26 protein-coding genes are annotated in these 26,557 nt (G+C 33.5%); 15 read left to right on the top strand and 11 right to left on the bottom strand.

What is annotated here, in order from left to right; translation table 11 throughout:
- Positions 1 to 72: 72 nt before the first annotated feature.
- Positions 73 to 693, top strand: coding sequence for a LysE family transporter (locus Q0787_RS09445; RefSeq protein WP_298902271.1), 621 nt, complete (start codon positions 73 to 75; stop codon positions 691 to 693).
- Between the two features lie 30 nt (positions 694 to 723).
- Here the strand turns inward: Q0787_RS09445 and Q0787_RS09440 are convergent, their stop codons facing one another.
- On the bottom strand, positions 724 to 1,515 hold the full coding sequence (locus Q0787_RS09440; protein WP_298902269.1) for a DUF2797 domain-containing protein: 792 nt from the start codon (positions 1,513 to 1,515) through the stop codon (positions 724 to 726).
- A 43-nt stretch (positions 1,516 to 1,558) separates the two neighbouring features.
- Between Q0787_RS09440 and Q0787_RS09435 the strand changes: the two genes are divergently transcribed.
- Positions 1,559 to 3,079 carry a GH3 auxin-responsive promoter family protein gene (locus Q0787_RS09435; protein ID WP_298902268.1) on the top strand — a complete coding sequence of 507 codons (1,521 nt, stop codon included), beginning with the start codon at positions 1,559 to 1,561 and terminating at the stop codon, positions 3,077 to 3,079.
- 146 nt (positions 3,080 to 3,225) lie between these two features.
- Positions 3,226 to 4,452 (top strand): hypothetical protein, encoded by a 1,227-nt coding sequence (locus tag Q0787_RS09430; protein WP_298902267.1) that lies wholly within the window; start codon positions 3,226 to 3,228, stop codon positions 4,450 to 4,452.
- 280 nt (positions 4,453 to 4,732) lie between these two features.
- On the opposite strand, the gene clpX is transcribed toward Q0787_RS09430, so the two are convergent.
- The 6 genes from clpX to Q0787_RS09400 form a co-directional block, all read right to left on the bottom strand.
- A complete protein-coding gene (clpX, locus tag Q0787_RS09425; RefSeq protein ID WP_298902265.1) occupies positions 4,733 to 5,965 on the bottom strand; it encodes an ATP-dependent Clp protease ATP-binding subunit ClpX in 1,233 nt (410 codons plus the stop codon).
- A gap of 50 nt (positions 5,966 to 6,015) precedes the next feature.
- Positions 6,016 to 6,690 carry an ATP-dependent Clp endopeptidase proteolytic subunit ClpP gene (gene clpP, locus Q0787_RS09420; RefSeq protein WP_230936673.1) on the bottom strand — a complete coding sequence of 225 codons (675 nt, stop codon included), beginning with the start codon at positions 6,688 to 6,690 and terminating at the stop codon, positions 6,016 to 6,018.
- 174 nt (positions 6,691 to 6,864) lie between these two features.
- A complete protein-coding gene (gene tig / locus Q0787_RS09415; RefSeq protein WP_298902264.1) occupies positions 6,865 to 8,187 on the bottom strand; it encodes a trigger factor in 1,323 nt (440 codons plus the stop codon).
- A gap of 109 nt (positions 8,188 to 8,296) precedes the next feature.
- Entirely contained in the window at positions 8,297 to 8,644 is a 348-nt protein-coding gene (locus Q0787_RS09410) for a phage holin family protein (protein ID WP_298902262.1), read from the bottom strand.
- 18 nt (positions 8,645 to 8,662) lie between these two features.
- Positions 8,663 to 9,430 carry an alpha/beta fold hydrolase gene (locus tag Q0787_RS09405; RefSeq protein ID WP_298902261.1) on the bottom strand — a complete coding sequence of 256 codons (768 nt, stop codon included), beginning with the start codon at positions 9,428 to 9,430 and terminating at the stop codon, positions 8,663 to 8,665.
- The gene (locus tag Q0787_RS09400; protein ID WP_298902260.1) at positions 9,427 to 10,140 is read right to left on the bottom strand and encodes a pyridoxine 5'-phosphate synthase; all 714 of its coding nucleotides are present in this window, start codon (positions 10,138 to 10,140) and stop codon (positions 9,427 to 9,429) included. Before Q0787_RS09400 ends, Q0787_RS09405 begins: the two co-directional genes overlap by 4 nt.
- A gap of 89 nt (positions 10,141 to 10,229) precedes the next feature.
- Between Q0787_RS09400 and Q0787_RS09395 the strand changes: the two genes are divergently transcribed.
- The 9 genes from Q0787_RS09395 (at position 10,230) to Q0787_RS09355 (ending at position 18,812) form a co-directional block, all read left to right on the top strand.
- Complete coding sequence (locus tag Q0787_RS09395; protein WP_298902259.1) at positions 10,230 to 10,886, top strand: CBS domain-containing protein; 657 nt, start codon at positions 10,230 to 10,232, stop codon at positions 10,884 to 10,886.
- 2 nt (positions 10,887 to 10,888) lie between these two features.
- A complete protein-coding gene (locus Q0787_RS09390) occupies positions 10,889 to 11,764 on the top strand; it encodes an NAD kinase (RefSeq protein ID WP_298902724.1) in 876 nt (291 codons plus the stop codon).
- 122 nt (positions 11,765 to 11,886) lie between these two features.
- Positions 11,887 to 12,552, top strand: a complete 666-nt coding sequence (locus Q0787_RS09385) for a DUF6089 family protein (RefSeq protein WP_366915884.1) — start codon at positions 11,887 to 11,889, stop codon at positions 12,550 to 12,552.
- Positions 12,553 to 13,293, top strand: a complete 741-nt coding sequence (locus Q0787_RS09380) for an isoprenyl transferase (protein ID WP_298902257.1) — start codon at positions 12,553 to 12,555, stop codon at positions 13,291 to 13,293. It begins immediately after the preceding gene.
- Between the two features lie 10 nt (positions 13,294 to 13,303).
- Positions 13,304 to 15,853 carry a POTRA domain-containing protein gene (locus Q0787_RS09375; RefSeq protein WP_298902256.1) on the top strand — a complete coding sequence of 850 codons (2,550 nt, stop codon included), beginning with the start codon at positions 13,304 to 13,306 and terminating at the stop codon, positions 15,851 to 15,853.
- 166 nt (positions 15,854 to 16,019) lie between these two features.
- Complete coding sequence (locus Q0787_RS09370; protein ID WP_298902255.1) at positions 16,020 to 17,063, top strand: OmpH family outer membrane protein; 1,044 nt, start codon at positions 16,020 to 16,022, stop codon at positions 17,061 to 17,063.
- Positions 17,064 to 17,095: 32 nt separating this feature from the next.
- Positions 17,096 to 17,605 (top strand): OmpH family outer membrane protein, encoded by a 510-nt coding sequence (locus tag Q0787_RS09365; protein WP_298902254.1) that lies wholly within the window; start codon positions 17,096 to 17,098, stop codon positions 17,603 to 17,605.
- A 67-nt stretch (positions 17,606 to 17,672) separates the two neighbouring features.
- Entirely contained in the window at positions 17,673 to 18,452 is a 780-nt protein-coding gene (gene murI, locus Q0787_RS09360) for a glutamate racemase (RefSeq protein ID WP_298902253.1), read from the top strand.
- A 12-nt stretch (positions 18,453 to 18,464) separates the two neighbouring features.
- Positions 18,465 to 18,812 (top strand): GTPase, encoded by a 348-nt coding sequence (locus tag Q0787_RS09355; protein ID WP_298902251.1) that lies wholly within the window; start codon positions 18,465 to 18,467, stop codon positions 18,810 to 18,812.
- On the opposite strand, the gene Q0787_RS09350 is transcribed toward Q0787_RS09355, so the two are convergent.
- From Q0787_RS09350 to Q0787_RS09340, 3 genes are all read right to left on the bottom strand, one after another.
- Complete coding sequence (locus Q0787_RS09350; RefSeq protein WP_298902249.1) at positions 18,802 to 19,317, bottom strand: gamma carbonic anhydrase family protein; 516 nt, start codon at positions 19,315 to 19,317, stop codon at positions 18,802 to 18,804. The genes Q0787_RS09355 and Q0787_RS09350 overlap by 11 nt on opposite strands.
- Before the next feature lie 64 nt (positions 19,318 to 19,381).
- Positions 19,382 to 20,116 carry a LytTR family DNA-binding domain-containing protein gene (locus Q0787_RS09345; protein WP_298902247.1) on the bottom strand — a complete coding sequence of 245 codons (735 nt, stop codon included), beginning with the start codon at positions 20,114 to 20,116 and terminating at the stop codon, positions 19,382 to 19,384.
- A 3-nt stretch (positions 20,117 to 20,119) separates the two neighbouring features.
- Positions 20,120 to 22,303 carry a histidine kinase gene (locus tag Q0787_RS09340; RefSeq protein WP_298902246.1) on the bottom strand — a complete coding sequence of 728 codons (2,184 nt, stop codon included), beginning with the start codon at positions 22,301 to 22,303 and terminating at the stop codon, positions 20,120 to 20,122.
- A gap of 213 nt (positions 22,304 to 22,516) precedes the next feature.
- Between Q0787_RS09340 and Q0787_RS09335 the strand changes: the two genes are divergently transcribed.
- Genes Q0787_RS09335 through Q0787_RS09325 form a run of 3 tightly spaced genes read left to right on the top strand, consistent with a single transcriptional unit; the run spans position 22,517 to position 25,291 of the window.
- The gene (locus Q0787_RS09335; protein ID WP_298902244.1) at positions 22,517 to 23,533 is read left to right on the top strand and encodes an SIMPL domain-containing protein; all 1,017 of its coding nucleotides are present in this window, start codon (positions 22,517 to 22,519) and stop codon (positions 23,531 to 23,533) included.
- Positions 23,534 to 23,544: 11 nt separating this feature from the next.
- Positions 23,545 to 24,120: a rhodanese-like domain-containing protein gene (locus tag Q0787_RS09330; RefSeq protein ID WP_298902243.1), complete on the top strand. Its 576-nt coding sequence runs from the start codon at positions 23,545 to 23,547 to the stop codon at positions 24,118 to 24,120.
- A gap of 19 nt (positions 24,121 to 24,139) precedes the next feature.
- On the top strand, positions 24,140 to 25,291 hold the full coding sequence (locus tag Q0787_RS09325) for a VWA domain-containing protein (protein ID WP_298902242.1): 1,152 nt from the start codon (positions 24,140 to 24,142) through the stop codon (positions 25,289 to 25,291).
- A 174-nt stretch (positions 25,292 to 25,465) separates the two neighbouring features.
- Here the strand turns inward: Q0787_RS09325 and Q0787_RS09320 are convergent, their stop codons facing one another.
- Positions 25,466 to 26,473, bottom strand: a complete 1,008-nt coding sequence (locus tag Q0787_RS09320) for a type IX secretion system membrane protein PorP/SprF (RefSeq protein ID WP_298902241.1) — start codon at positions 26,471 to 26,473, stop codon at positions 25,466 to 25,468.
- Positions 26,474 to 26,557: the final 84 nt, after the last annotated feature.

Here is a 26,557-nt window from a genome sequence, read left to right as displayed (position 1 = left end):
TTGAGAGGGCTTTTTTTTTAGAATTTTCTATATTCCTTGTAAGTATTTTATCAATACTTCTACAAAGACTTCATGATAATATTATATTTCATCATTGGCGTTTTTGCAAGTATTGTTGGTGCTCTCCCTTTAGGCGCATCCAATATAGCAGTTATAAATACAACAATAAAACAAAATGCAAAACAGGCTTTTAAAATCGCTATTGCAGCTGGTGTTGCCGAAGTAATTCTTTCCTACTACGCACTACATTGCAATATGGTTGTGAGAGATTTTTTTGACCGTAACATGTGGATTCAAATTACCATTGTTATTATTTTAATGATCGTTGGTGGGTTTTTATTTTTCAGAAAAACCAAAACAAAAGCACCTAAGAAAAGAAAGTTAACTTCATCTAAATATGCCACTGGCTTCTTTTTAGGAATCTTAAATCCTCCTGTTCTAATTTATTGGATTGTTGCTTTTGGTATTATTAATAATAATGACTTAATGCTATCTCTTGGCTCACCTCTATTTGTGTTGTTTCTCTTTTTTACTGGTGTATATCTAGGCAAACTTTTAACCTTATATCTCTATAGTAAATTTAGCATTGCCATTAAAAATAAGGTTCAAAATATTACCATTGTTATCAATAAAGTTACTGGAGTATTACTCATTGTTATTGGTGTTGCTCAAGCAATAAAATTATCATTTTAATGTTTTGTGCGATTAGATTGCACTCATATATTAAAGTGTAAACCTAAGCACTAAGCCTTCATTTGCTCTTACATTAAAAACAGTATTATCTTCAAAAATGAGATATTGTCCTTTAATACCCACCAATTTACCAGTATAAGTCTTTAACTTTTGAATATTAAGACTTTTAGGCTTTTCAGGGTATTTATGAACTGGAAATTTAAGGTTTGTTTCGGTGTTTGAAGCGATATAATAACCCTGAGCCTCATTAGGAATGAATTTTTTTAAGCGCTCACGCCACTCTACTAAGTTTTCATCCTCAATTTCATTTTTAAGCATTTTTCTCCAATTCGTTTTATCAGCTACATGATCTTTTAAGGCAACTTCTGTAATTCCAGCTAAATATCGGTTTGGCACCTCAACAATTTCAATTGCCTCATGCGCACCTTGATCAATCCAGCGTGTTGGAACTTGACTTTTTCTGGTCACACCAACTTTAACATTACTAGAATTTGCGAGATAAACAATATGGGGCTGTAATTGTGCTTTTTTTTCGTATTCCAAATCTCGATCTTCTTTTCCCAAATGTGCTGTGCTTAATTCTGGACGCATAATCCAATCACCAGCTTGAGGGATATCAAAAAAATCCTGTTTACAAAATCCTTGACGGTAAATAGGTCTATTTAAACCACACTTTAAACATTGATACTTTACAAATTCCATCGTAATGGTTTTATCTATTAACTGATTCATATTCAGAAAATCATCTTCGAAGACTAAATAATATTGAATAGGTTCTACAAACTCAGTTTGCATTTTTGTTAAAACACCTTGATAAAACATATAAAAAAAAGTATTATTTTTAAAACTTAAAGATACTATAAAAATGCCGATTCCATTAGTAAATTCTATTGCTTCGTGGTTCTTAAAAAAACGATTTCATCAAATTGAATTGTTTTTAAAATACCCTAATGAAGTGCAAAATGAATTACTTTTTCAACTCCTTTCTGCCGCAAAGGATACTGAAATTGGTAAGGCGTACGATTTTGACTCTATCTCAAATTACCAAACCTTTTGTGAGCGTATTCCTATTTCTTCTTATGAAGATTGTCAAGATATGATTGAACGATCACGACGAGGCGAACAAAATATCTTTTGGCCTCATCCCATCAAGTGGTTCGCCAAATCGAGCGGAACAACAAATGCCAAAAGTAAATTTATACCTGTTAGTACCGAATCTTTAGAAGATTGCCATTATGCTGCCAGTAAAGATTTACTGTGCATGTACCTCAACAACAATGAGGATTCACAATTATTTACGGGTAAAAGTTTGCGCCTTGGAGGAAGCAAAGAACTCTATAAAGAAAACGGAACTGTATTTGGCGACTTATCTGCAATACTTATAGACAACATGCCATTTTGGGCTGAGTTTAGTAGCACACCAAGTAGCAAAGTGTCTTTAATGAGCGATTGGGAAATAAAAATGAAAGCTATTGTTGAGGAAACTAGAAATGAAAATGTAACCAGTTTAGCAGGCGTCCCTTCTTGGATGCTTGTTTTACTTAATAACGTCTTAGATGCCACTGGAAAAGATAACCTCTTTGACATCTGGCCAAATCTAGAAGTCTATTTTCATGGTGGTGTAAGTTTCGTTCCTTATGTAGATCAATATAAAGCCATACTACCAAAACCTCATTTTAAATATTATGAAATATACAATGCTTCGGAAGGCTTTTTTGCCATTCAAGATCAAAATAATAGCAGTGAGTTATTGTTAATGCTAGACTATGGAATCTTTTATGAATTTATTCCTATGGACACCTACGGAACTCCACAACAGAAGGTAATACCCTTAAATGATGTTGTTGTAGGCAAAAATTATGCTGTTATTATTACTACAAATGCTGGACTTTGGCGTTACAAGATTGGAGATACTATACGGTTTACATCTATCAATCCATATCGCATAAAAGTATCTGGAAGAACCAAACATCATATTAATGCTTTTGGAGAAGAGCTAATTATTGAAAATGCTGAAGATGCTCTACGCGATGTATGCTCTACAACTAATGCAGAAATTGTAGACTATACAGCTGCTCCAATTTTTATGAATGGTAAAGACAAAGGATCTCATGAATGGTTAATTGAATTTAAAAAACCGCCTCAAGACCTGCATACCTTTAATACATTATTGGACACAAAATTAAAATCATTAAATTCGGATTATGAAGCAAAACGCCATAACAATATGACATTAAACATGCCAACTGTTCACGTCGCAAGAGAACGTCTCTTTTATGACTGGTTAAAACAACATGACAAACTTGGAGGTCAGCATAAAATACCGCGATTATCTAATAGTAGAGAATATATAGATGAGCTATTAAGTTTAAATTTTTCATCTTAATGTTTTAACCATTCATCGATAAAATATGCGTAAACCCTAAATTAGTCGGATTTACACCCTCTTTTATCTAATAAACACAATAAAAAAAGTTATTTAATGTTTTAGATTATAATTTTAAGACATAATTAATCCCAAAAACCCTCACAATGAAAACGCCTTTCCTCACGGTGTTTACCCTACTATTATGTATGGTATCCTCACCTACCGTTTCAAACCTAAACGACGAATCCAATAATCCAAAACGTATTGATAAGCACAATAAAAGCGGATTAGAATTTTATGTTTACAATTCTGATGTTAACACAAAATATTCTGAAATCCCATCGGCTGTGTTTAAAAACAAGCTGATTATGGTATCCTCTAAGAAAATTGGCGGATTAGGAAATGGTATAGATAAACATACTAATGAGCCATTTTCAGAATTATTCTGTCTTGATATTGATGCTTATGGTACTGCCAAAAACCCTTTGTTTTTCTCAAGAATCATAAACACTAAAGACAATGAAGGGCAGGTTGCTTTTTCTCCAGACGAACAAACAATGTATTTCACAAGAAGTAAACGCGAAAACTCGCGTAACTATCAATTATACAAAGTTGTTCTTGAAGAAAATTCTAATGGTAACTGGGTAAATGAAGTAGAATTAAACATTAGTAATGATGGCTATTCTATAGAAAACCCACATGTTTCATTTGATGGTACCGAACTCTATTTCTCATCAAATATGCCGGGCTCTTTTGGAGGCTATGATTTATATGTCTCACATATTAATCCAGACGGCTCTTTAGAACAACCCCAAAATCTTGGGCCAAAAATAAATACCCAATTTGATGATAAGTTTCCTCATTTATCAAAAGACGGAAAAAAACTATTCTTTTCATCAAAAGGTCATAATGCCATTGGCGGTTTCGATATTTTTGTAAGTTCTATTTCAGAAGACATTAAAACACCTAGAAATCTTGGTACTGAGGTCAATTCAGAATTTGATGAAATTGCTTTTATGTTTACAACTGAAGACCAAGGCTTTTTCTCTTCTAACAAAGAAGAAGGTGAAGGTAGTTTCGATATGTATCGTTTTAAATCCAATATTATTTACCAACAGTTACAAGGTGTTGTTGTAAATGATCAAGAAAAACCATTACCCAATACAACAGTGGTTTTATATGATGTAGACGGAAATGAGCTTGAACGTCAAACAACAGGAATTGATGCATTCTATAGCTTTAAAGTAAAAGCATACGAACGCTATTCTCTTAAGGTCTTGAAAAAAGGATTCGAAAAATTCGAATCACGATTTTCGTCATACAAAACAGACGCTTTAATTTACAAAGAAGTCTTAAAGTTGTCATCTAAAGTATCGGCTTTGGATCATTAATATGATAAACCATTTTTAAAACATCGATGAACGGTAGAGGTTTTTCCCACACAACGAGTATTTATTGATGTTCGTCCAAAAGCTGGCAAAGTCATTTTTATTCTGAAATTATTGCTCCTATATTTACGAAGTCTTGAAGCAAAATAATGTTAGAAAGACCTAGAATTGTAAAAAAATATTCAAAATATTGTTTAGCAATATTAGTTTTTAAATCCTAATAAAAAAACCACTCTCGGGAAAGAGTGGTTTTCTTTTTTTTACTGAAATCTCAAATTTCAATTTAAGAAACTGCCTTCAATTTTTTAAGTTTTGTTTTGGTAAGCTTACCTTCGGCGTAAGACTTCGTTACGTTTAATTTCTTATCGTTTGAGCTTGGCATTTCAAACATAGCGTCAGTTAAGATTTCTTCGCATAGTGAACGCAAACCTCTTGCTCCTAGTTTATACTCTATTGCTTTGTTCACAATAAACTCTAAAGCACCTTCAGTTATAGAAAATTCGATATCATCCATAGCAAACAATTTCTTGTACTGCTTGATAATCGCATTTTTAGGCTCTGTTAAGATAGCCCTTAATGTATTACCATCTAAAGGATCCATGTACGTAAGTACTGGAAGACGACCAATGATTTCTGGTATAAGACCAAAATCTTTCAAATCCTTTGGTATAATATACTGCAACATATTATCTGGATCTGCAATTTCATCATCATGAGATGCCTTATAACCAATAGCAGCCATATTTAATCGTTTCGAAATTACACGTTCGATACCATCAAATGCTCCACCAGCAATAAATAAGATATGTTGTGTATTAACTTCAATGAACTTTTGATCTGGATGCTTACGACCTCCTTTTGGTGGCACATTAACAACTGTTCCTTCAAGTAGTTTTAATAAGGCTTGTTGTACACCTTCTCCAGAGACATCTCTTGTAATTGATGGGTTATCACTCTTACGCGCAATTTTATCGATTTCATCAATAAACACAATGCCACGTTCGGCCTTTTCCAGGTTATAATCTGCGGCCTGAAGTAAACGTGTTAAAATACTTTCTACATCTTCTCCTACATAACCTGCTTCTGTTAGTACAGTTGCATCAACAATGGCAAGTGGTACATTAAGCATTCTTGCTACAGTTTTTGCCATTAATGTTTTTCCAGTACCTGTTTGTCCAACCATAATAATATTTGACTTTTGAATTTCAATATCATCATCTGATGAAGGCTGTAATAAACGTTTATAATGGTTATACACCGCTACAGACATTACTTTTTTAGTGTGTTCCTGACCTATAATATATTCGTCAAGAAAAGACTTAATCTGCTGAGGCTTTTTAAGCATTAGTTCTGAAGACAACTCTGCATTATCAGACTGCTTAGATTCTTCTAAAACAATACCATGGGCTTGCTCTATGCATCGATCACAAATGTGCGCATCCAAGCCAGCAATCAATAGATTGGTCTCTGGTTTCTTTCGTCCACAAAACGAACATTCTAATTCTTCCTTTGCCATAAATCATTTTAAAACCTACGGGTTTCTAAAAACCAATAAGCGTTTGTTTTTTATCCTCTTGATAGTACTTCATCTATCATTCCGTATTCTTTAGCTTTATCTGCCTTCATCCAGTAATCGCGATCACTATCTTCGTAGATTTTGTCGTAATCCTGCCCAGAATGCTTACTAATAATCTTATATAACTCCTCTTTAAGGGTTAATATTTCACGTGCTGTAATTTCAATATCACTCGCTTGTCCTTGCGCGCCTCCTAGAGGTTGGTGAATCATCACACGTGAATGTGTTAATCCGCTACGTTTTCCTTTTTCTCCAGCGCATAACAACACAGCTCCCATAGAGGCAGCCATTCCTGTACAAATAGTTGCTACATCAGGCTTAATTAACTGCATCGTATCATAAATTCCTAAACCAGCATACACACTCCCTCCTGGTGAGTTGATATATATTTGGATGTCTTTAGAAGCATCTGTACTCTCTAAAAACAATAATTGCGCTTGAATAATATTGGCTACTTGATCATTAATCGCAGTCCCCATAAAGATAATACGATCCATCATTAAACGCGAGAATACATCAAAAATAGCGATATTCATTTGGCGCTCTTCAATAATATTCGGTGTTAAGGCCGTTGGATACATACTACTAATAATTTTGTTGTAATATGTGCTGCTAATGCCTTGATCTTTTATTGCGAATTTTTCAAATTCTTTTCCGTAATCCATATATAGTCTTCAAATTTTTTAATGTAAACAAAAAGCGTAAGACGGTGAAGTCTTACGCTCAAAGATACTAATTTATAATATTATTTCTCCCATTTAAAAAAATAGTGCCAGTCAATACTCAAATATCGAATTTCAGCTTACCTACTTCCTTTTGGCAGAATACCCATTATGGGTTTAGCTGTAAAACTCTTTTACAAAATCGTCGTAAGTTATCTCTTTTGTCTTAAGATTAGCTTCGGCTTTGTATAGGTTTAACAGTTTTGTACTCATCAATTGATCTGACAAACGTTTTACCTCATCTTTATTAGATAAGATTCTTGCTGCAATACCTTCTAACTCTTCATCACTAGAACCTGTTTGACCAAATTGTGCCATTTGCGCTTTAATCATCTCTTTAGCGTGATCCTTTAAATCATCAAATGATACTTGAAGGTCATGCTTTTCAATTAACTTACCTTCAATTAATTGATAGCGCATGCTCTTTTCAGATTTTTCGTATTCCTCTTTAGCCTGCTCTGCATCCATCACTTCTTCACCTGCAGTTTGCATCCATTTTTGTAAAAACTCAGCTGGTAAATCAAATTTTGTATTGTCTACCAAATACTCAGTAACATCATTTAATAGCTTTTGATCACCTTGCTGTGCAAATTGCTTTTCAGAATCTTCTTTAATTTTAGCCTTCAATTCTGTTACAGAAGTTACAGCTTTTGGCCCAAATAACTTATCAAATAACTCTTGATCTAAATCTGCTAATTCTCTAGAATTAATCTCATTAATTGTAAATGAAACCTCAATCTCTAAACCGTGAGCATCATCATGAGACACCTTTAAGAAGGTCATTAAATCATGATCATCGTTAAATAAACCTTTAGTTTTTAATGTAATCACATCACCAACTTTAGCACCAATAAATTTCTTTGCAGTTGCTTTTCCTTTAAACTTATCTAAAGTAATCATTGTTGAGTTATTGATTTCTTTCTCTTCGTTAACAAAAACACCTGTGATTTCAGAATCTTTTGCTACTTCAGTTTCAGAAACAATTTTACCATATTGTTTTCTAATATGTTCAACTTGATTGTCTAACATTTTATCATCAGCAACGATGTTATAATGTGTAATTGCTTTTTTACCTTTTAAGTTAACATCAAACTCAGGCGCTAATCCCAATTCAAACTCGAAGCTAAAGGCATCTGCATCCCAATCTAAATCATCTTGAGGTTTTGGTAATGGATTACCTAAAACGTCTAATTTTTCTTCGGTTAAGTATTTACCCAAAGCATCTTGCAAAAGCTTATTTACCTCATCAACTAAAACAGCCTTACCATATTGCTTTTTTACTAAGCCCATTGGTACATGACCTTTTCTAAAACCAGGTATATTAGCCGATTTACGGTAATCGCTTAATATTTTTTCTACTTTATCGCTGTAATCTTCTTTAGCGATATCTACTTTTACCACTGCATTTAATGCATCGATGTTTTCTCTTGTAATATTCATTGTATCTACTATAAACCCAAAATGGGAATTAACTTTTTGTACTAAAAAGGGCTGCAAAAATACGACTTTTTTTGCAACCCAACAATAGTTTAATTAACTGATTTTGTGACTACTTTTTCTTCTCTTTTAAAAACGAGTAAGCAATAGATTGTGAGATAGATAACAGAATACTAAAGAGTAAAGCTGTCCAAAAGCCATTCACACCAAAACCATCTATAAATTTATCTGCTAATAATATGATACAAGCGTTGATTACAAATAAAAATAGGCCTAAGGTAACGATCGTAATAGGCAAGGTTAAAATAATGAGTATTGGTTTTACAATAGCATTTAACAACGCTAAAACAACAGCTACAATTATAGCCGATTGATAACCATCAAGTCCTACGCCTGGTAAAAAATGGGCTAACAACATCACAATACCTGCGATGAGTAATATTCTAATTATAAGATTCATAAGCTCTATGTTTTGTTGTTATGAAGTTACAAAATTTATAACTGCATCGTAAAAATCGGCTGGATTTTCGGCATGCAACCAATGACCAGCATTACTAATGGTTTCTATTTTTGCAAGTGGAAAGTGTTGCTTAAGCAATGCTTCATCGCTTGGCATCACATATTCGCTTTTGTCTCCTCTTAGGAATAGGGTTAGTTTTTCAAATTTGTTATGCATAGGTAGTGCTTCTCCAACTTCGGATACGTTGGCTTTTAAAACATCTAAATTAATTCGAAGTCCGAGCTGTCCCTTTTCAACCCAATATAAATTTTTAAGCAAGAACATACGTGTTCCAACTTCGGAAACATACTGCGATAAGAAAGTGTCTGCCGCTCCCCTAGTTTTTATATGGTCAAAATCTAAGGCACTGAGCCCTTCTAAAATAGCATCATGATGTATGGGATAAAAACGCGGACTTATATCTGCAACGATCAATTTTGATATGAGTTCAGGATATTCAGTCGCGAAGAGCATGGCCGTTTTCCCCCCCATTGAATGCCCCAACAAAATACTATCTTCTAATTGATGTTCATCACAATATTGTTTTAAGTCTTGAGCTAGCACTTCGTAACTAAATTCGTTATCATGAAAACTGCGCCCATGATTACGCTGGTCTACCAAATGTATTTCAAAGCCTGCATCTGCAAACTTATTCCCGAGTGTTTTCCAGTTATCGGACATACCTAGAAATCCGTGGAGGACAATAAAAGGTTGCCCTTGTCCTATAATTTTTGAGTGTAGCATCATTGTAATTGTTGTAAATACATCTGTACGACATTTTCAACACCTAAGTATAAACTTTCAGATACTAAAGCGTGTCCGATGGACACTTCTAATAAACCAGGAATATTCTGCTTAAAAAACTTGATATTCTCTAAAGACAAATCGTGTCCTGCGTTAACACCTAATCCAATTTCATTAGATAACTCGGCCGCTTTTGTAAAAGGCCCAATTGCTTCTTTATTGCCTAATCCATATTGATGTGCGAAAGTTTCGGTATATAATTCTATACGATCTGTCCCTGTTGCTTTAGCACCTTCTACCATCTCTAAAATAGGATCTACAAAGATGGAGGTTCGAATAGCATTCGATTTAAATTCGGAAATCACTTCAGTTAAAAAATCTTTGTGTTTTATCGTATCCCATCCAGCATTAGATGTCAAGGCATCAACAGCGTCTGGCACCAAAGTAACCTGGGTTGGTTTTACCTCTAGTACTAAATCCACAAATGATTTTATTGGGTTTCCTTCAACATTAAATTCGGTATAAACTTCTGATTTTAAGTCTCGTGTGTCTTGGTATTTTATATGGCGTTCATCTGGTCTTGGATGAACCGTAACACCTTCGGCTCCAAATCGCTGTACATCTTTTGCAAACTGAACAACGTTTGGTGTGTTACCGCCTCTCGAATTTCTTAAGGTTGCTATCTTATTGATATTTACGCTTAACTTGGTCATAACTTTATAATTTGATTACAAAAATACAAAGTCCTTCAACCTTAATTGTGGTTATTTTTAATTAATTTTGAATAGAATTTAACAAGATTATGCCTTTACGAGAATACATTATTAACGATATAAAACCACTCAATATAAATGATAAGGTAAGTGATGTTCAGCTTATATTTAATGAATTGACCTATTCACATATTCCTGTTGAAAATGAAGGCACTTATCAAGGCTGCATTTCTGAAACAGATGCACATTGTTTTGAATCTCAAAAAACTATAGCCAATTGCAACTACGCCCTAGATGGTTTTTACGTAAGAGCAGACACTAATTGGCTTGACGTACTTGAGACTTTTGCTCAAAACTCATGTAATATCATGCCTGTACTTGATAAGCATAATAATTACTTAGGCTATTATGAACTAGGTGATATTATTGGTTTATTTAATGAAACACCATTTTTTGCAGAACCTGGTGGCATTCTTATTGTAGAAAAGGGGATTCAAGATTATTCCTTTAGTGAAATTAGCCAAATTGTGGAATCTAATGATGCCAAAATACTTGGTGCCTTTGTGTCTAAGATGGAAAGTGACGTGATTCAAATTACGTTAAAAATTGGAAACTCTGGACTTAATGATGTGATTCAAACCTTTAGACGCTATAGCTATAATATAATTTCTGGTCATGAGGAAGACACTTACGTTGAGAATCTCAAAGAACGCTCAGAATATCTTAAGAAATACTTAGACATTTAATGATGAAGGTAGCCGTTTATAGTCAGTATTATCCAGAAAAATCTTTAAAGTCATTTGAAGACCTTATCAAGGTGCTTTTAGATAATAATGTACAAGTGCACGTAGAAGACACTTTCTATAATGCTTCGAAAGACTTGGTTGATATGAACTCAACTGTTCAAAAATTCTCGACACTAGATGAGAGTTACGACCTATTAATAAGTGTAGGTGGTGATGGTACCATTTTAAGAGCAATTACCTTTGTAAGAGACTTTTCTATTCCTATTGTAGGCATAAATACAGGACGATTAGGATTTTTAGCTACCATTCAAACCGATGAAATTAAAGTCGCTATTGAGCATATTCTCAATGGGAAATACAAAATTTCAGAACGCACCTTACTTAGTGTTGAGACCAATTCTGAAAATGAAACCTTAAAAGACACTAACTTTGCGCTTAATGAAATTGCTGTAAGTCGAAAAAACACAACCTCTATGATTATCGTAGAAACCCATTTAAATGAAGAATACCTTACTTCATATTGGGCAGATGGACTTATTGCAGCAACACCAACAGGCTCAACAGGCTATTCTTTAAGTTGTGGCGGCCCTGTGATAACACCAGAAGCTAACAGCCTAGTGTTAACGCCTATTGCACCTCATAATTTAAACGCAAGACCTTTAGTCATTCCTGATGACACAACTATACAACTAAAAGTAGATGGTAGAGAAGACCAACATTTGATGTCTTTGGATTCTAGAATCATCACACTATCTAATGCTACCCTTATCACTATCAAAAAAGCCAACTTTAAAGTTAAAATGGTAGAGCTCTTAGACGAAAGCTTTATTGATACACTCAGAAAGAAAATGCTCTGGGGAGAAGACAAACGTAATTAAACAATAAAACCTTATAAAATCTGTTTTCTGTAAGACTATTTGCCACAAATTACCATAGGCAATTCATATTTATTATATTTGCAAACTTTTAAAAATTTATGAGGTATTTAATCTTATTTTTATTGAGTATATGTTTCGTGCAAAAAAGCCACTCTCAAATCTATGAAGTTGGCGTGTTTGCTGGTGGAAGCAATTTTATAGGTGATGTAGGACGAACCAACTACGTTAACCCAAATACAGCTGCTCTTGGTTTACTTTTGAAATGGAACAGAAGCCCAAGACATTCTTGGAGAGTCTCAATTATATATTCTGATTTAAAAGGTTATGACCAAAAATCGGATGACCCAAGACGTATAGAACGCGATTATACATTTGACAGTAACCTTTTAGAAATCTCGGCAGGTATGGAATTTACCTTTTGGGATTTTGATTTACACCAAGGCGATTTAAAAATAACACCATATTTATATTCTGGTATCTCAACAGCGAAACATCCTAATTATTTTTTCAACGCTTCTGGCCAATATACCTCAGAAGGTACGGATAGTTGGGCTTTTGGAATTCCAATGGTACTTGGTATTAAAAGTAATATCACGAACCATTTAATTTTAGGTTTTGAAGTGGGCGCCCGATATACGTTTTCGGACGAATTGGATGGTAGTGTTCCAGACGCAAAAGAACTAGAAGTATTTTCTTTTGGTAATACAAACAGTAACGATTGGTATGTTTTTACCGGTTTTACACTAACTTATACATTTGGTCAAAGACCATGCTATTGTAATTTTTAAATGAATTTGAAAGATCAAATATTAACCGAAAAACTTCCACATCACGTTGCCATAATTATGGACGGAAATGGGCGTTGGGCAAAACAGCAAGGTTTGCTTAGGGTAATAGGTCATGAAAACGGAACAAAATCTGTAAGAGATGTTGTAGAAGCAAGTGCCGAAATAGGAATAAAAAACTTAACCCTTTATGCGTTTTCTACTGAAAACTGGAAACGCCCTAAACTAGAAGTTCAAACATTAATGAAACTTCTGGTTAAATCGTTGAAAAAGGAAATTAAAACGCTTCAAGACAATAACATCCGCTTATTAGCTATTGGAAATCTTAAAGATTTACCAAAAAAAGCTCATCAAGAGTTGTTAGAAGTTATAGATAAAACCAAAAACAATACACATATGACATTGACTTTAGCCCTTAGTTATGGGGCTAGAGAAGAGATTGTTAAGGTTATAAAGGAATTAACGGATAAAGTTAAAAATAATATAATTTCTGTTGAAAGTATTGATGAATCAATTATAAATAAGCATCTTTACACGCATAATTTACCAGATGTTGACTTATTAATAAGAACGAGTGGTGAACAAAGGATAAGCAACTTTTTGCTTTGGCAAATTGCTTATGCCGAATTATATTTTACAGACATTCTTTGGCCTGATTTTAAAAAGAAGGACCTTTATGAAGCTTTGATAAATTATCAAAATAGAGAACGACGATTTGGAAAAACAAGTGAACAACTTAGCTAATTACTTACTTTTGAAAACATATATTAAGCCACTACTCCTAGCATTTATTTTTATTACTTCTAATATAGTAGTTGCGCAACAATCAGATTTTAACCAAGGTAAAAAGTACATTTTAGAAGAAGTGACTGTAACTGGTAATACAAGTTACAACCCTGGAACCATTGTGTCTTTCTCAAGACTAAAAATTGGCGAAGAAATTGTCATTCCTGGAGAACAAATTAGTATTGCCATTAAAAAGTTATGGAATTCTAATCTCTTTAGTAGTATAGATATTTATTTAACCAGAACCGAAGGTAATAAAGCTTATTTAGAAATAAATCTTGAAGACCTTCCTCAATTAAATAATATTGATATTCAAGGGGTTAAAAAAAGTAAAGTAGAAGAACTTAAAAAAGAAAATAACCTTGCTAAAGGTGTTTCTAAAGTTACCGAAAACTTAATTACTACAACACGAAATTACATTACCAATAAATATAAGAAAAAAGGGTTTTTAAATACCAAGGTAACGGTTAACACTAAAGAAGTTGATAACGATTCTATTGACAAAAGTCAGGTGGACATGCTCATTTTTATTGATAAAGGTGAAAAAGTAAAAATTAATAAGATCATTTTTAATGGCAACGATAAAGTTTCAGATAAGAAACTTAGAAAAGCCATGAAAAACACGAAACAAAAAAATCCGATACGTATTTTAAAACGTTCGAAATTTATCAAAGATGACTTTGAAGAAGATCTCGTAACTCTTATTGATGCTTATAAAGAAAGAGGATATAGAGATGCAAGAGTCATTTCAGATTCTATTGTTTATAAAGATGATAAGACCATTACGCTCTATATCAATGTTGAAGAAGGAGAACAGTATAAATTTGGGGAAATTAAGTTTGTTGGAAACACTGTTTTTTCAGATAAATACTTAGAAAACTATCTTAAAATTAAAGAAGGGTCTACTTATAATGGTGTTGAATTACGTAAGCGTATTGCAGACAATAGTAAGCCAGATGCCCTAGACTTAACCAATCTTTATCAAGATAGCGGTTATTTATTCTCTACTATAAACCCAGTAGAAACTAGTGCAGAAGGTAATGTAATAGACATGGAAATTAGAATTTCCGAAGGTAAGCCAGCCTATTTTAATAACGTAACAGTTACTGGAAATGATAAAACAAATGACCACGTTATTTATAGAGAGCTAAGAACTAAACCAGGTCAACTATATCGTAAGAGTAATGTTATTAGAACGATTAGAGAACTTGGGCAATTAGGATTCTTTGATGCGCAACAGTTAACACCAAACATGAAAAACTTCAATACACAGGATGGTACTGTTGATATTGAATATCAGGTTGTGGAAAGAGGGTCTAGTCAAATTGAACTCCAAGGTGGTTATGGAGGTGGTGGCTTTATAGGTACTTTAGGATTGTCATTTAATAACTTTGCTATTAAAGATATCTTCAATAAAGAAGCCTACAAGCCAATTCCGTCTGGAGATGGTCAAAGTTTAGCCTTGCGTTTACAGGCATCACAATTTTTTCAAACTTATAGTTTCTCATTTTCAGAACCTTGGTTAGGAGGTAAACGTCCAGTACAATTATCGACATCTATTTCTCATACGAGACAATTTTTATTTGATCCAATTTCAAGACGAGCAGATAAAGACAGACGTTTTAATATTACAGGTATTACCGTTGGATTGGCAAAACGTTTAAAAGTGCCAGATGATTTCTTTCAATTGTCTCAGGCCATAAGTTTTCAGCATTATAACTTAAAAAACTACAATACAGGGTTATTTACTTTTGGTGATGGATACTCAAACAACTTATCGTATACTATTGGTTTAACTCGAAACAACACACGTACAGACCCTATATATCCAACAGGTGGTTCTAATTTTTCTATTAGTGCAAAGTTATCTCTACCATATTCGTTATTTAACGATGTGGATTATGAGGCACTAAAAGACGAACGTGCATTACTTGATCCAACAGATGCAGATGATGTTCAAAGAATTGGTGAAATCGATCAAGAACGTTTTAATTGGTTAGAATTCTATAAAGTTAAATTTAAAGGAGATTGGTATACACGACTTGTTGATAAATTAGTATTTAAATCTAGTGTGGAGTTTGGTTTTCTTGGAGCTTATAACCAAGATAGAGGTGTTATTCCTTTTGAACGTTTCTTCTTAGGAGGAGATGGTCTAGGTAATTTTGCCTTAGATGGAAGAGAGGTTATCCAACTTCGAGGCTATCCAAACCAATCATTATCATCTCAAGATGGTGGTTCTATTTATAACAAGTTTTCTCTCGAATTACGTTATCCTATTACATTAGGAGCTCAAGCAAAAATCTATGCGTTGACCTTCTTAGAAGCAGGAGCATCGTTTGATAACTTTAGAGATTACAATCCGTTTAACGTTAATCGTTCTGCTGGAGCAGGTATTAGAATATTCATGCCAGCATTTGGATTATTAGGTATTGATTTTGGTTATGGTTTTGACGCTCTTCCAGGTCAAACTGTTAGAAATGGATTGGAAACTCACTTCATAATTGGACAACAATTTTAATTTTGGCACGATATTTTCTATTATCAATATGACGATTTAATGAGTGTGTTAAAATTTTTCAGAATATATTTCGTTAATTTGAAAAACCAAACACAATGACAGGATCGTAATTTTAATCTGTCGTTATATAGTTTATAAAAGATATCATAAATCAAAAATAATACAGATGAAAAGTAAAGTTCTTTTTTTAGTGACCGTTTTAAGTCTAATGAGCTTTGTTTCTAATGCACAACGAGGTGTTAGGATAGGTTATATAGATACCGAATATATTTTACAAAATATCCCTGAGTATCAAGAAGCATCCTCTCAACTTGACCAAAAAGTTCAACAGTGGAAAACAGAGATAGAACAACGTCTTACAGTTATTGATTCTAAAAAGAAGCAATTAAACAGTGAAAGTGTTTTATTAACCAAAGAGTTGTATGAAGAACGTCTAGAAGATATTTCTTTTGAAGAAGCTGAAATTTTAGATTATCAACAAAAGCGTTTTGGACCCAATGGAGATTTGATGATTCAAAAACAGCAATTGATTCAGCCAATTCAAGATCAGATATTTGCAGCAGTACAAGAAATTGCTAGTGGCAAGAAATATGATTTCATTTTTGATAAATCTGCAGACGTGGTGATGTTGTTTTCGGCAGAACGATTTGATTTAAGTGAATTAGTTATAAGAAGTATAACACGATCGGCAAAACGAACTCAAGCAAAATCTAGAGCAGATCGTAAAAAAGCTGCAAAAGAAGATGTTGTACCAGTTGTAAATAAGGAAGTTGATGAACGCCAAAAGGCTATTGAAGATAAGAAAACAGCTCGTGAGGCAGAAATTGCTAAACGTCAAGAAGCTCAATTAAAAAGAAGAGATTCGCTTAAAGCTGCTGCTGCCGCAAAACGTCAAAAAATATTAGACGATAGAGCTAAAGCAAAAGCAAAGAGAGATAGTACAAATGCTTCGAAAACGCAAAAAAAGAGTACGACAGAAAAAGGCAAAAATGCAAGAAAAACGGATTCAACAGCAGCAAACGCAGCGTCAGGAACTAAAACACCTGCGCAGTTAGCTGAAGAAAAAAGACAACAAAAAATAAAAGATCGTGAAGCAAGAAAAAAAGCGCTTGAAGACCGAAAAAAGAAAATTTTAGAAGACCGAAAGAAAGCAAAAGAAGAACGCGAAGCTCAGAAAAAAGCAAAAGATTCCGTTCCTGATGATAACTAAAACAATAATTATAACACGTAACAAATTTTAAAATGAAACACTTAAAAACCCTATTATTCGCAGCTATACTATTTGTTGGTACGACAAGTCTTGCAACAGCGCAAAGTAAAGTTGCACATATAAATACAACAGAGTTAGTTCAAGCTATGCCTGAAATGAAAGCGGCTCAAGCAGAAATTGAGAAGTTGTCAAAAACTTATGATGCAGATTACAAAACTTTGGTAACTGAGCTTCAAAATAAAGTAAAGCAATATAGAGCTGAAGTTGATACAAAAACGGAAGAAGAAAACACAAAGCGTGCTCAAGAAGTACAACAAATGGAGCAAAGTATTCGTGAGTTTCAAGCTGGAGCGCAAGAAGATTTATCTAAAAAAGAAGCTGCATTATTGAAGCCTATTTTTGAAAAGGCAAAAGCAGCTATCAATAAAGTAGCAAAAGCACAAGGATTTAATTATGTACTAGATTCAACACAAGGTGGTGGTGTATTAGTGGCTGATGGAAAAGATCTTTTGGCAGACGTAAAGAAAGAATTAGGATTCTAATATAGAAATACTAAATAAATAGACAAGGAAGCCACTTTAAACAAGTGGCTTTTTTATTTTTGTAACTATGAGTAATAAACCTATTGGCATATTTGATTCTGGAGTTGGTGGCACCTCTATCTTTAAAGAGATTCATGCGCTTCTACCAAACGAGGACACCATTTACCTTGCCGATAGTAAAAATGCGCCCTATGGAGGAAAAAGTAAATCTGAAATCTTAGATTTAAGTATTAAAAACACAGAACTTCTATTAGAAAAAAACTGTAAACTTATTGTGGTTGCTTGTAACACTGCAACTACAAATGCCATAAAAATATTAAGAACTACTTACAAAGTGCCTTTTATAGGCATTGAACCTGCTATTAAGCCAGCCGCTTTACATACCAAAACAAAGGCAATTGGTATACTAGCAACAAAAGGTACACTTGGTAGTGAGTTGTTTCATAGAACAACAGATTTATATAGTAACGGCATAAAGGTGGTTGAACAAATTGGTGAAGGCATTGTTCCTTTGATTGAAGCAGGCCTAATTAATAGCAACGACATGAAATTGCTTTTGCAGACCTATATAGAACCAATGATAAAAGCCAATATAGACTATTTAGTGCTAGGTTGTACACATTATCCTTATTTGATGCCTTTACTTCTAGAACTACTCCCAAAACACGTTAAAATTATTGATTCTGGATTAGCTGTTGCCAAACAAACCAAAGCTGTTTTAGAACATCACGAGCTTTTAAACGATAAGAACACTTCTCCTAAACATCTCTTTTTTTCTAATGGCAATATTAATGTGTTAAACGCTATTCTAAATGAGGAGTTTTCAGCGAGTTCTTTAGATTTTTGATTTATTGCTTATATGACTTTACTTTTTGTTTATAACGCTAATTCGGGAAAACTTAATGCGCTATTAGATGCTGGCCATAAGTTGCTGAGCCCAAAAACATATCAATGCAATTTATGTGCATTAACATTTAATACTTTTTCTGAAAATTCTATATGGACATCTTTTAGAGAGAACAGTAAAATTGCTATGGTATTCTATCATAAAGATGAATTTGAAGCAAAATTTCCTAAGTCAACAATACCGTATCCAGCCATTTTAAAATTAGAGGATAATGCGTTAACAATGCTTTTTGATAACGACCATTTAGAAAACATTTTATCTGTAGAAGATTTAATTACCCAGATTAAGTCTAAGATGTGAACCAACTTGAATATTTCACATAATTATTGGCTATTCTATGGATCTCTCCTGAAATTAATTCTTCACTAATATCTTTAATCTTCCTGGCAGGAACACCAGCATAAATACTTCCTGATTCAACAATTGTATTTTCAGTAACTACTGCTCCAGCAGCAATAATGCTATTACGTTCTACAATACAATTATCCATAATAATACTTCCCATTCCAACTAATACATCGTCCTGTATGGTACAACCATGAACGATAGCGTTATGACCAATAGACACATTGTTCCCAATGGTAGTTGCTGCTTTTTGATAAGTAGCATGAATTATAGCACCATCCTGAACATTAACTTTGTTTCCCATCTTAATAAAATGAACATCGCCCCTTATAACTGCATTAAACCATACACTACATTGATTTCCCATAGTAACATCGCCAACAATGGTAGCATTCTCTGCTACATAGCAGTCACTTGGAATTTGAGGTTCTTTTCCATTTACTGGTTTAATGATTGGCATAGCATAATTTTTATATTAGACGAGGTTTTTGAGACTACAAAACGATTATGTTTCTACAAAGTTATCATTTAAAATAAGACAGTAAACCAGATTTTTTAGACGCCGAAACCATAATCTCTTTTCCGTTACTCAATACCACGCTTCCACCTTTTCCTTTAACATATTTGGTAACCTCATTAACATTTACCAAATAACTTTTGTGTACTCTAGCAAAGCCACTTTCGGTAAGTGCATCCTCAAAATACTTTAAAGTTTTGCTTACCAATTTCTTTTTGTTGTTATTAAGGTAAATCTCAGTATAATTATCATCTGCCTTACAATACATAATATCTGATGTTTCTAAAACTTCAAATCCGTCTTGCTGAGGAATTGTAATTTTACCATTGACCTTATGGGTCTTAGGAACCAAAACTTGATCTTGAAGGGCATCTTCCTTTGTTCTTATTTCTGTCACATAATCGACCGCTTTAATCAACTCATCAATAGAAATTGGTTTCATTAAATAGTAGGATGCATGTGCGTTTAACGCATCGATTGCATAATGGTTATATGCGGTTACAAAGACAGTTTCAAAATCGATATCACCAACCTTGTCTAATAAATCGAAAGCATTACCATAAGGCATTTCTACATCAAGGAATACAAGGTCTAATTCTGTGTTTCTAATGAGTACTAAGGCCTCTTCTACATTTGATGCTTCGCCTAAAACCTCTACATTAGGACAGTACTTATTGAGATAATTTTTCAGAATTTTTCTACTTGTTTCTTCGTCTTCAACAATTATGGATCTTAATTTCATTTTTTAGTCTTTTTTTATGGTTACAACGACCTTGGTACCTACATCCTCTGCATCTTGATAATCGTCAATATAAACGTCTACTTTATCTTTGTACATGTCGTTTAGGATGGCAACACGTTTTTTAATATTGCCCATCCCTTTTGATTTTTGTTTTTGTTGATTGGCTGTTTTTAAGTGTTTAGAACGCTCCCTTCCAATACCGTCATCTGCAATTGTTATCGTGATTTCAGTATCATTCTTTTTAGAAATCGTAATATATAAATGGCCTTTTTCAGTTTTGTAACGTAAGCCATGCCATACAGCATTTTCTATATAGGGTTGCAACAACATTGGCGGAATCTGATAAGACTCCACATCAACATTTTCATCTACAGTAATACTATAATCAAACTTATCTTGAAATCTGAAATGTTCTAACTTAGTATATAAATCTAACAGTTCGATTTCTTTTTGCAGCGGGATAAAATCTTCTTCACTGTTTTCGAGCACAGCTCTCATAAGATATGAGAAATCAGATAAGTACTTATTCGCTGTACGCTCATCGTTAATAGCTATGAAACTATTTACCGAATTAAGTGCATTAAAAATAAAATGCGGATTCATTTGACTGCGTAATGATTTTAATGCTAATAGATTATTTGCCAATCGTTGCTGTTTTATGTATTTGTACATAAAGAAAGCCGCAATGAGTAACATAATTAATCCGGCTATTAACGAATAGATAATTAACTGTTGATTTTTACTACGCGCTTGGGCCAAACTTGTTATAAGTTCTTGATTACCCGTTAAACTATTGATTCTGTTTTGTAGAGAATTAATGTTACGTCTAAAGCGATCAGATTGCGATAGTTCCTGTTCACGTTTTATATATAATTCATCTACAACAAGTTTATACGCTTCAAAGGTCTCTTTTCCCATTTCAAAATTTCCGGCGTCAACATGCACATCAGAGAGCTTTTTTGTCGCATCTTTTTTTACTATCAAATCCCCTTTAGCATCCGCTTCTTCAATACTTTTTTCAAGATAAGGTATGGCATTTTCATAATCTTTCTGTAGAAAGTATGCATTCCCTATTTTATAATTTTGCTTTTGTGGTGTTAAGGCACTTTCATTAGCAATAATGGAGTCTCTTTGAACATCTTCTACATCTTCAACAATCTCCTTTCTCAGCTGTATTTCTGCAGAGTAGTTTCTATTAGTATTTTGAAAATCTGCAACCGTAACCTTTTCTTCTAAAGCACGTTTTTTTGTTTCTTTTTCAGCAAGGTTAAGAGAGTTTCCAAAAAACTGCTCGGCTTTATCCACTCGACCAGCACTATTATAAGACTGAGCAATTTTGGAGTTAAGATCTACAATTTTTGGTTTTATAAGATGTTTATTGGCTATTTCTAAGCCTTTTTCATAGGCATCAATAGACGCTTGAAAATTTTTAATACTAAAATAGGTGTCCCCTAAACCTTCATAAAGCGTAACCAATTGATAATTACTCAACGATTTCTTATGTATAGCTTCATAGGTTTCTAAACTCTCTTGGTAATTTTTATTGCGTTCATATGCTTTTGCTAAACCTAATTTAGCTGCATTAGTTTCTTTATTTTGCAGACTCACCCTGTAATTGGTAACCGCCAAATCATACTGTTCCCAATGCATATAAACTTCGGCAAGTAACAAATAGGCTTCGGCATTCTGAGAGACTGTTGTACTCTGCGACAATGCGTCTCCCACAAATCCAATACTTTTTGCTACATCTAATTTCTTATACTTAGACACAGAATCTATAAACGCATTAAATGCTTTTATATCGACCTTAAATTTTGAACTTGACTTTTGACTGATATCAGCCGGTTCAACCTCTACGGTTATTCTATCATTGTCTTCAATAATATGATAGACCGTTTCAAAATCTTTATGCCTTACGATTAACTCATCTCCTTTTCGAGCTTTAATGGTGAATGCGCCATTGGCATCAGTTCTCGTATAGTCGCCACCATTAACTTCAATATTAACTTTTGAAATTGGTTTATAGGTATCACTCTCCCTTACAGAACCTCTAATAGTAAAGAATGGGTTTTTCTCTTCTTTTAATTTTAAGGCATTTTTTTCTGCCTCATTATTTTGCGCAGATAGAGTTCCAAAAGAGCAAAGTATGAGTAAAACACAGAAGCTATATGTTAATAATGTTTTCATTGTTTAAATAGAATGGAATAAACTTACATACTTTAATTGATTAAATAAAATCGTCATCATGCTCAAAACTTAAAATCACAACCTAAATTGCAAGGCTCACTCAGTTAAGTCTCATTTTCCCTCATCCAGTAACGTAGTTCACTCAATATGATTTTTTATTAAAAAAAGTTGATTCTAGATTTACAGCATTAATCAAAAATCGATAAAAAAGTAATGAAAAATCAAGCCCTTAGCATTGTGCTAATTTTAGTTTGCATGGTAATATCCAATGCACAACACAAAGGAAATTATGATCAAATATCAAGGCAGAATATTTTACATTCTGGAAATGCTACCATTTATAATCCAACCGTACAGCAACAAATAAACAAAATATTAAATCCGAGTACACACGTATTTATTGATGTAAAAGCCTTACAAAATGTTGAAGCCACAACATACACCGCCATTTTTAATGTCTCACAAATTGGACCGTCAGCAGACAGTACTAATTTGCTTATGAACCAGCGTATTGATAAAATTAAAAACAGTCTAAAAGCCGTAGGAATTTCAGAAGAAAATTTTGCTGTCGATGTGATTTCATTTGTCCCTAATTATGAAATTGAAGTCCAAAAGAAGTTATTCAGTAAAACCTATACTGAGGTTCCTAACGGATTTGAACTTCAACAGAATTTACATATTCAGTTTACAAAAACCAACCAATTCGAAACCATACTAACAGCTTGTGCCAAAAGTGAAATTTACAATTTAGTTAAAGTCGATTACTACATCGAAAATATTGCTGAAGTTTATAAAAACCTTCAAACAAAGCTTTTAAAACTCATTGAAGAGAAGAAAGCCTATTATAAAGTTTTGGGCTTCGACTTAACCGAATATAATGTTGCTATAGCTGACGATCAGTACTGTTATTTTCCAAAAGATTTCTATCAAAGTTACCAAGCCTTTAATAGTGTTTCCTTTGAAGCCATTAAAAAGAAAAAAGGCGTAACTACAGCAAAAAAGCAGACCTCGTACTATTACCAACCCTTGTCTTATGAGAACTATGATGTCGTCATTAATCCATCTATTTTAGAACCTGTTGTTCAAATAGGAATGAATATTCGATTACAGTATACACCTAAACCTAAAGAAGCAAAACCTAAGCCTGTAGTTAAGACCGAAATTAAACATAAATACTATGTCGTTTCTCCAAACGGTACATTAGATATAAAAGCACTACAAACCAATTAATCAATAATATTATGAAAACAACATTCGTATTTACATGCATCGCCTTATTGATATGCATTCCAGCAGACACTAAATTACCAGATTTCAGAAAGTCAAAAGTGAGTTATTCAGATTTTGAAACCTTGGTTAGACAGGTAAAAAAACATCGAAAAAAAAGATTGATTGATTTTAACGAATTCTTGGCTAAAAGCAAAGAAGAGAACACCATCATATTAGACACACGTTCCAAAGACATGTATGACAAAAAACACATTAAAGGGGCTATTCATTTAAACTTTTCAGATTTCACACAAGAAAACCTTGCTAAGATTATTCCTAACTGGAACACGAAAATTTTAATCTATTGTAATAACAATTTTGAAGGAGATCGTATACATTTCGCCAGTAAAGTAGCACTTCCAAAACTCAGTTTAAAATTAAAAGAAAAAGAAGAAGCAAGAGCACTCACACTAGCGCTCAATATTCCAACTTATATTAATCTCTATGGCTATGGATATGAGAATGTCTATGAGTTATCAGAACTCATATATCCATTAGATGATCGTATAACCTATGAAGGTTTGGCCGTACCAAAAGAGGACAAATAATTATTTAAAAAAAGAACATATGAAAACACTAATTAAGACACTCGTACTCTCATTATGTATTATAAATTTTACATCATGTAATGCGAACGAAAAAAAAGATACAGCATTGGTTTTGGCCAAAACGGAAAGACATAATCCCAATAAACAATTTATAAAAGTGGCTTTGCTCCTCGATACGAGTAATAGTATGGACGGACTTATAGATCAAGCAAAAGCACAGCTTTGGGATATTGTAAATGAACTTTCTTATGCCAAGTGTGGTGAAGATAAACCCAAATTACAAATTGCTTTATATGAGTACGGCAATGATAATTTAAATGGTGATGAAGGGTTTATTAGGCAAGTTTTGGCCTTTAGCAATGATCTAGATGAAATCTCAAAACAACTCTTTTCACTAACAACAAATGGCGGAAACGAATATTGTGGTCATGTTATTCAAACCTCATTAAACCAGTTAAAATGGGGCGAAAACGAAGATGACTTAAAACTCATTTTTATTGCTGGAAACGAGCCCTTTTCTCAGGGTAAAATAAGTTACCAAGACGCCGCTAAACAAGCACACAAAAACGGAGTGAGCGTCAATACAATCTTCTGCGGAGACTACAATCAAGGCATTGCCACCTATTGGAAAGATGGTGCCGATTTATCTCATGGTGATTATATGGCCATCAATCACAATCACGCCACAACCTACGTTGCAACACCTTATGATGACAAGATTCTGAAGCTCAATCAAAAACTAAATGGCACGTACGTTGCTTATGGTCGTATTGGCGAAAAGAAAATGGCGCTTCAAGCAGAGCAGGATTCTAATGCAGAGGGTTACAGTGAGGCAAACGCTGTAAGTAGAACCGTAAGTAAAAGCTCTCACTTATACCAAAACTCAAATTGGGACTTAGTTGATGCCGAAAAAAGAAAGGATTTTAAATTTGAAAATTTAAAAAAAGAAGACCTTCCACAAGAACTCAAGGATAAAAGCATTACCGAAATTAAATTGTATGTAAAAAACAAACGTCAAGAGCGTGAGGTAATTCAACAAGAAATCCAGCAGTTAAATGAGAAGCGTAGATTATATATAAAATCTAAAAACAGTGAAGATAAAAACGGCTTAGAAAACGCCATGATAAAAGCTATAAAAACACAAGCAAAAGAAAAGAAATATACTTGGTAAGGTTTGGGCGTTACCCTCTTTAAATTTACGCTAATTTAAAGAGCGTCGTGCTCTCGGTAGTCGCTTCCAGAGTTATGCTCTGGTGAGCTCCATCAAAACCTCCATCACTAACGCAAAAAAGTCTCGATAGTAACTAACTATCGAGACTTTTTTTGTTATACTTAATTTATGTCTTTAATTAATTGCTGGACAATTACACTCATACTTCTCTCTTCTACAATTGAAGTTGTAACCTAATGTAATTTGGTGAAATCCTCCGTTATTAAATACAACAGAATTTGCTTGATACGAGTAAGTATAAGCAAATACAAAATTGTTATAATCAACACCAACAAAAGGTGTGAAATACTGGAGTTTTTGACTGCTTACTCCAGATCCATCTAAAAATTCAGCACCATCTAAACTCCTGCGATAAGAAATTCCGCCCCAAAGCGTTCCAAAGTCCATATCCTTATAAGCCTTAGCGTTAATATCAATAGATGCTTCTTCTGTAGCATCTCTATACATAAACATTAACGAAGGTTCAAAACTCCAATCGCTTCCAAATTTATGAAATGTGTTCCCTGCAGATAACAAATATGTTCTCAGGTTATCATAGCTTAAACCTTGTTCGTTAAAGTTAATTCCATCATTATTTAAAACATTTTTAACTGTTGCATGAGCATAGAAGTCGATTAAGTGATACGAAAACCCAAAATCTACATTAAAGTTAGTTGCACTTTGCTCAACACCTGCTATGATAGGATCAAATCCATCAGCTAAAAATTCTGTTTCATCTAATTTATACTGAATAAATCCAGCACTCAAGCCAAACGACAACATGTTTAAATCAATTTCATTACGAGAAAACATGATATGGTGCGCATAAGTTAGATACGCTCCTGTTTGAGAATGATACCCATTCTTATCATTATACACAATACCACCTATTGCAGATGGAGAATCTCCTAACCTACTATTAACACTTAATGTTTGTAAATTAGGTGCTTCATCTTGCCCAAACCATTGTGCTCGCGCAGTCAATCTTACTTTAGCACAATTTGCCACTCCGGCCATAGATGGATGTATGAGATAATAGTTATCAGTTAAATAATCTGAATAAATGGGTAGTCCTTCTTGCGCTGTTCCAATAAATGAAAACAATGCTAAACTTGCTATTATATAATACTTTTTTAGATTCATATTAATTTTATCTTTTCAGGGTAAAATGGGCTTTAAATTCTTTACGGTCACCTGTATTAGGTTCATTATACTCAACTACAAACC

This window comes from uncultured Psychroserpens sp. (genome assembly GCF_947492715.1).
Lineage (GTDB): Bacteria > Bacteroidota > Bacteroidia > Flavobacteriales > Flavobacteriaceae > Psychroserpens.
This window is presented reverse-complemented; position numbering and strand designations above follow the sequence as displayed.

Coding starts and splice junctions, on each gene's coding strand:
- Q0787_RS09445 (WP_298902271.1), top strand. CDS start 73: ATGATAATATTATATTTCATCATTGGCGTTTTTGCAAGTATTGTTGGT.
- Q0787_RS09440 (WP_298902269.1), bottom strand. CDS start 1,515: ATGTTTTATCAAGGTGTTTTAACAAAAATGCAAACTGAGTTTGTAGAA.
- Q0787_RS09435 (WP_298902268.1), top strand. CDS start 1,559: ATGCCGATTCCATTAGTAAATTCTATTGCTTCGTGGTTCTTAAAAAAA.
- Q0787_RS09430 (WP_298902267.1), top strand. CDS start 3,226: ATGAAAACGCCTTTCCTCACGGTGTTTACCCTACTATTATGTATGGTA.
- clpX (WP_298902265.1), bottom strand. CDS start 5,965: ATGGCAAAGGAAGAATTAGAATGTTCGTTTTGTGGACGAAAGAAACCA.
- clpP (WP_230936673.1), bottom strand. CDS start 6,690: ATGGATTACGGAAAAGAATTTGAAAAATTCGCAATAAAAGATCAAGGC.
- tig (WP_298902264.1), bottom strand. CDS start 8,187: ATGAATATTACAAGAGAAAACATCGATGCATTAAATGCAGTGGTAAAA.
- Q0787_RS09410 (WP_298902262.1), bottom strand. CDS start 8,644: ATGAATCTTATAATTAGAATATTACTCATCGCAGGTATTGTGATGTTG.
- Q0787_RS09405 (WP_298902261.1), bottom strand. CDS start 9,430: ATGATGCTACACTCAAAAATTATAGGACAAGGGCAACCTTTTATTGTC.
- Q0787_RS09400 (WP_298902260.1), bottom strand. CDS start 10,140: ATGACCAAGTTAAGCGTAAATATCAATAAGATAGCAACCTTAAGAAAT.
- Q0787_RS09395 (WP_298902259.1), top strand. CDS start 10,230: ATGCCTTTACGAGAATACATTATTAACGATATAAAACCACTCAATATA.
- Q0787_RS09390 (WP_298902724.1), top strand. CDS start 10,889: ATGAAGGTAGCCGTTTATAGTCAGTATTATCCAGAAAAATCTTTAAAG.
- Q0787_RS09380 (WP_298902257.1), top strand. CDS start 12,553: ATGAATTTGAAAGATCAAATATTAACCGAAAAACTTCCACATCACGTT.
- Q0787_RS09370 (WP_298902255.1), top strand. CDS start 16,020: ATGAAAAGTAAAGTTCTTTTTTTAGTGACCGTTTTAAGTCTAATGAGC.
- Q0787_RS09365 (WP_298902254.1), top strand. CDS start 17,096: ATGAAACACTTAAAAACCCTATTATTCGCAGCTATACTATTTGTTGGT.
- murI (WP_298902253.1), top strand. CDS start 17,673: ATGAGTAATAAACCTATTGGCATATTTGATTCTGGAGTTGGTGGCACC.
- Q0787_RS09355 (WP_298902251.1), top strand. CDS start 18,465: ATGACTTTACTTTTTGTTTATAACGCTAATTCGGGAAAACTTAATGCG.
- Q0787_RS09350 (WP_298902249.1), bottom strand. CDS start 19,317: ATGCCAATCATTAAACCAGTAAATGGAAAAGAACCTCAAATTCCAAGT.
- Q0787_RS09345 (WP_298902247.1), bottom strand. CDS start 20,116: ATGAAATTAAGATCCATAATTGTTGAAGACGAAGAAACAAGTAGAAAA.
- Q0787_RS09340 (WP_298902246.1), bottom strand. CDS start 22,303: ATGAAAACATTATTAACATATAGCTTCTGTGTTTTACTCATACTTTGC.
- Q0787_RS09335 (WP_298902244.1), top strand. CDS start 22,517: ATGAAAAATCAAGCCCTTAGCATTGTGCTAATTTTAGTTTGCATGGTA.
- Q0787_RS09330 (WP_298902243.1), top strand. CDS start 23,545: ATGAAAACAACATTCGTATTTACATGCATCGCCTTATTGATATGCATT.
- Q0787_RS09325 (WP_298902242.1), top strand. CDS start 24,140: ATGAAAACACTAATTAAGACACTCGTACTCTCATTATGTATTATAAAT.
- Q0787_RS09320 (WP_298902241.1), bottom strand. CDS start 26,473: ATGAATCTAAAAAAGTATTATATAATAGCAAGTTTAGCATTGTTTTCA.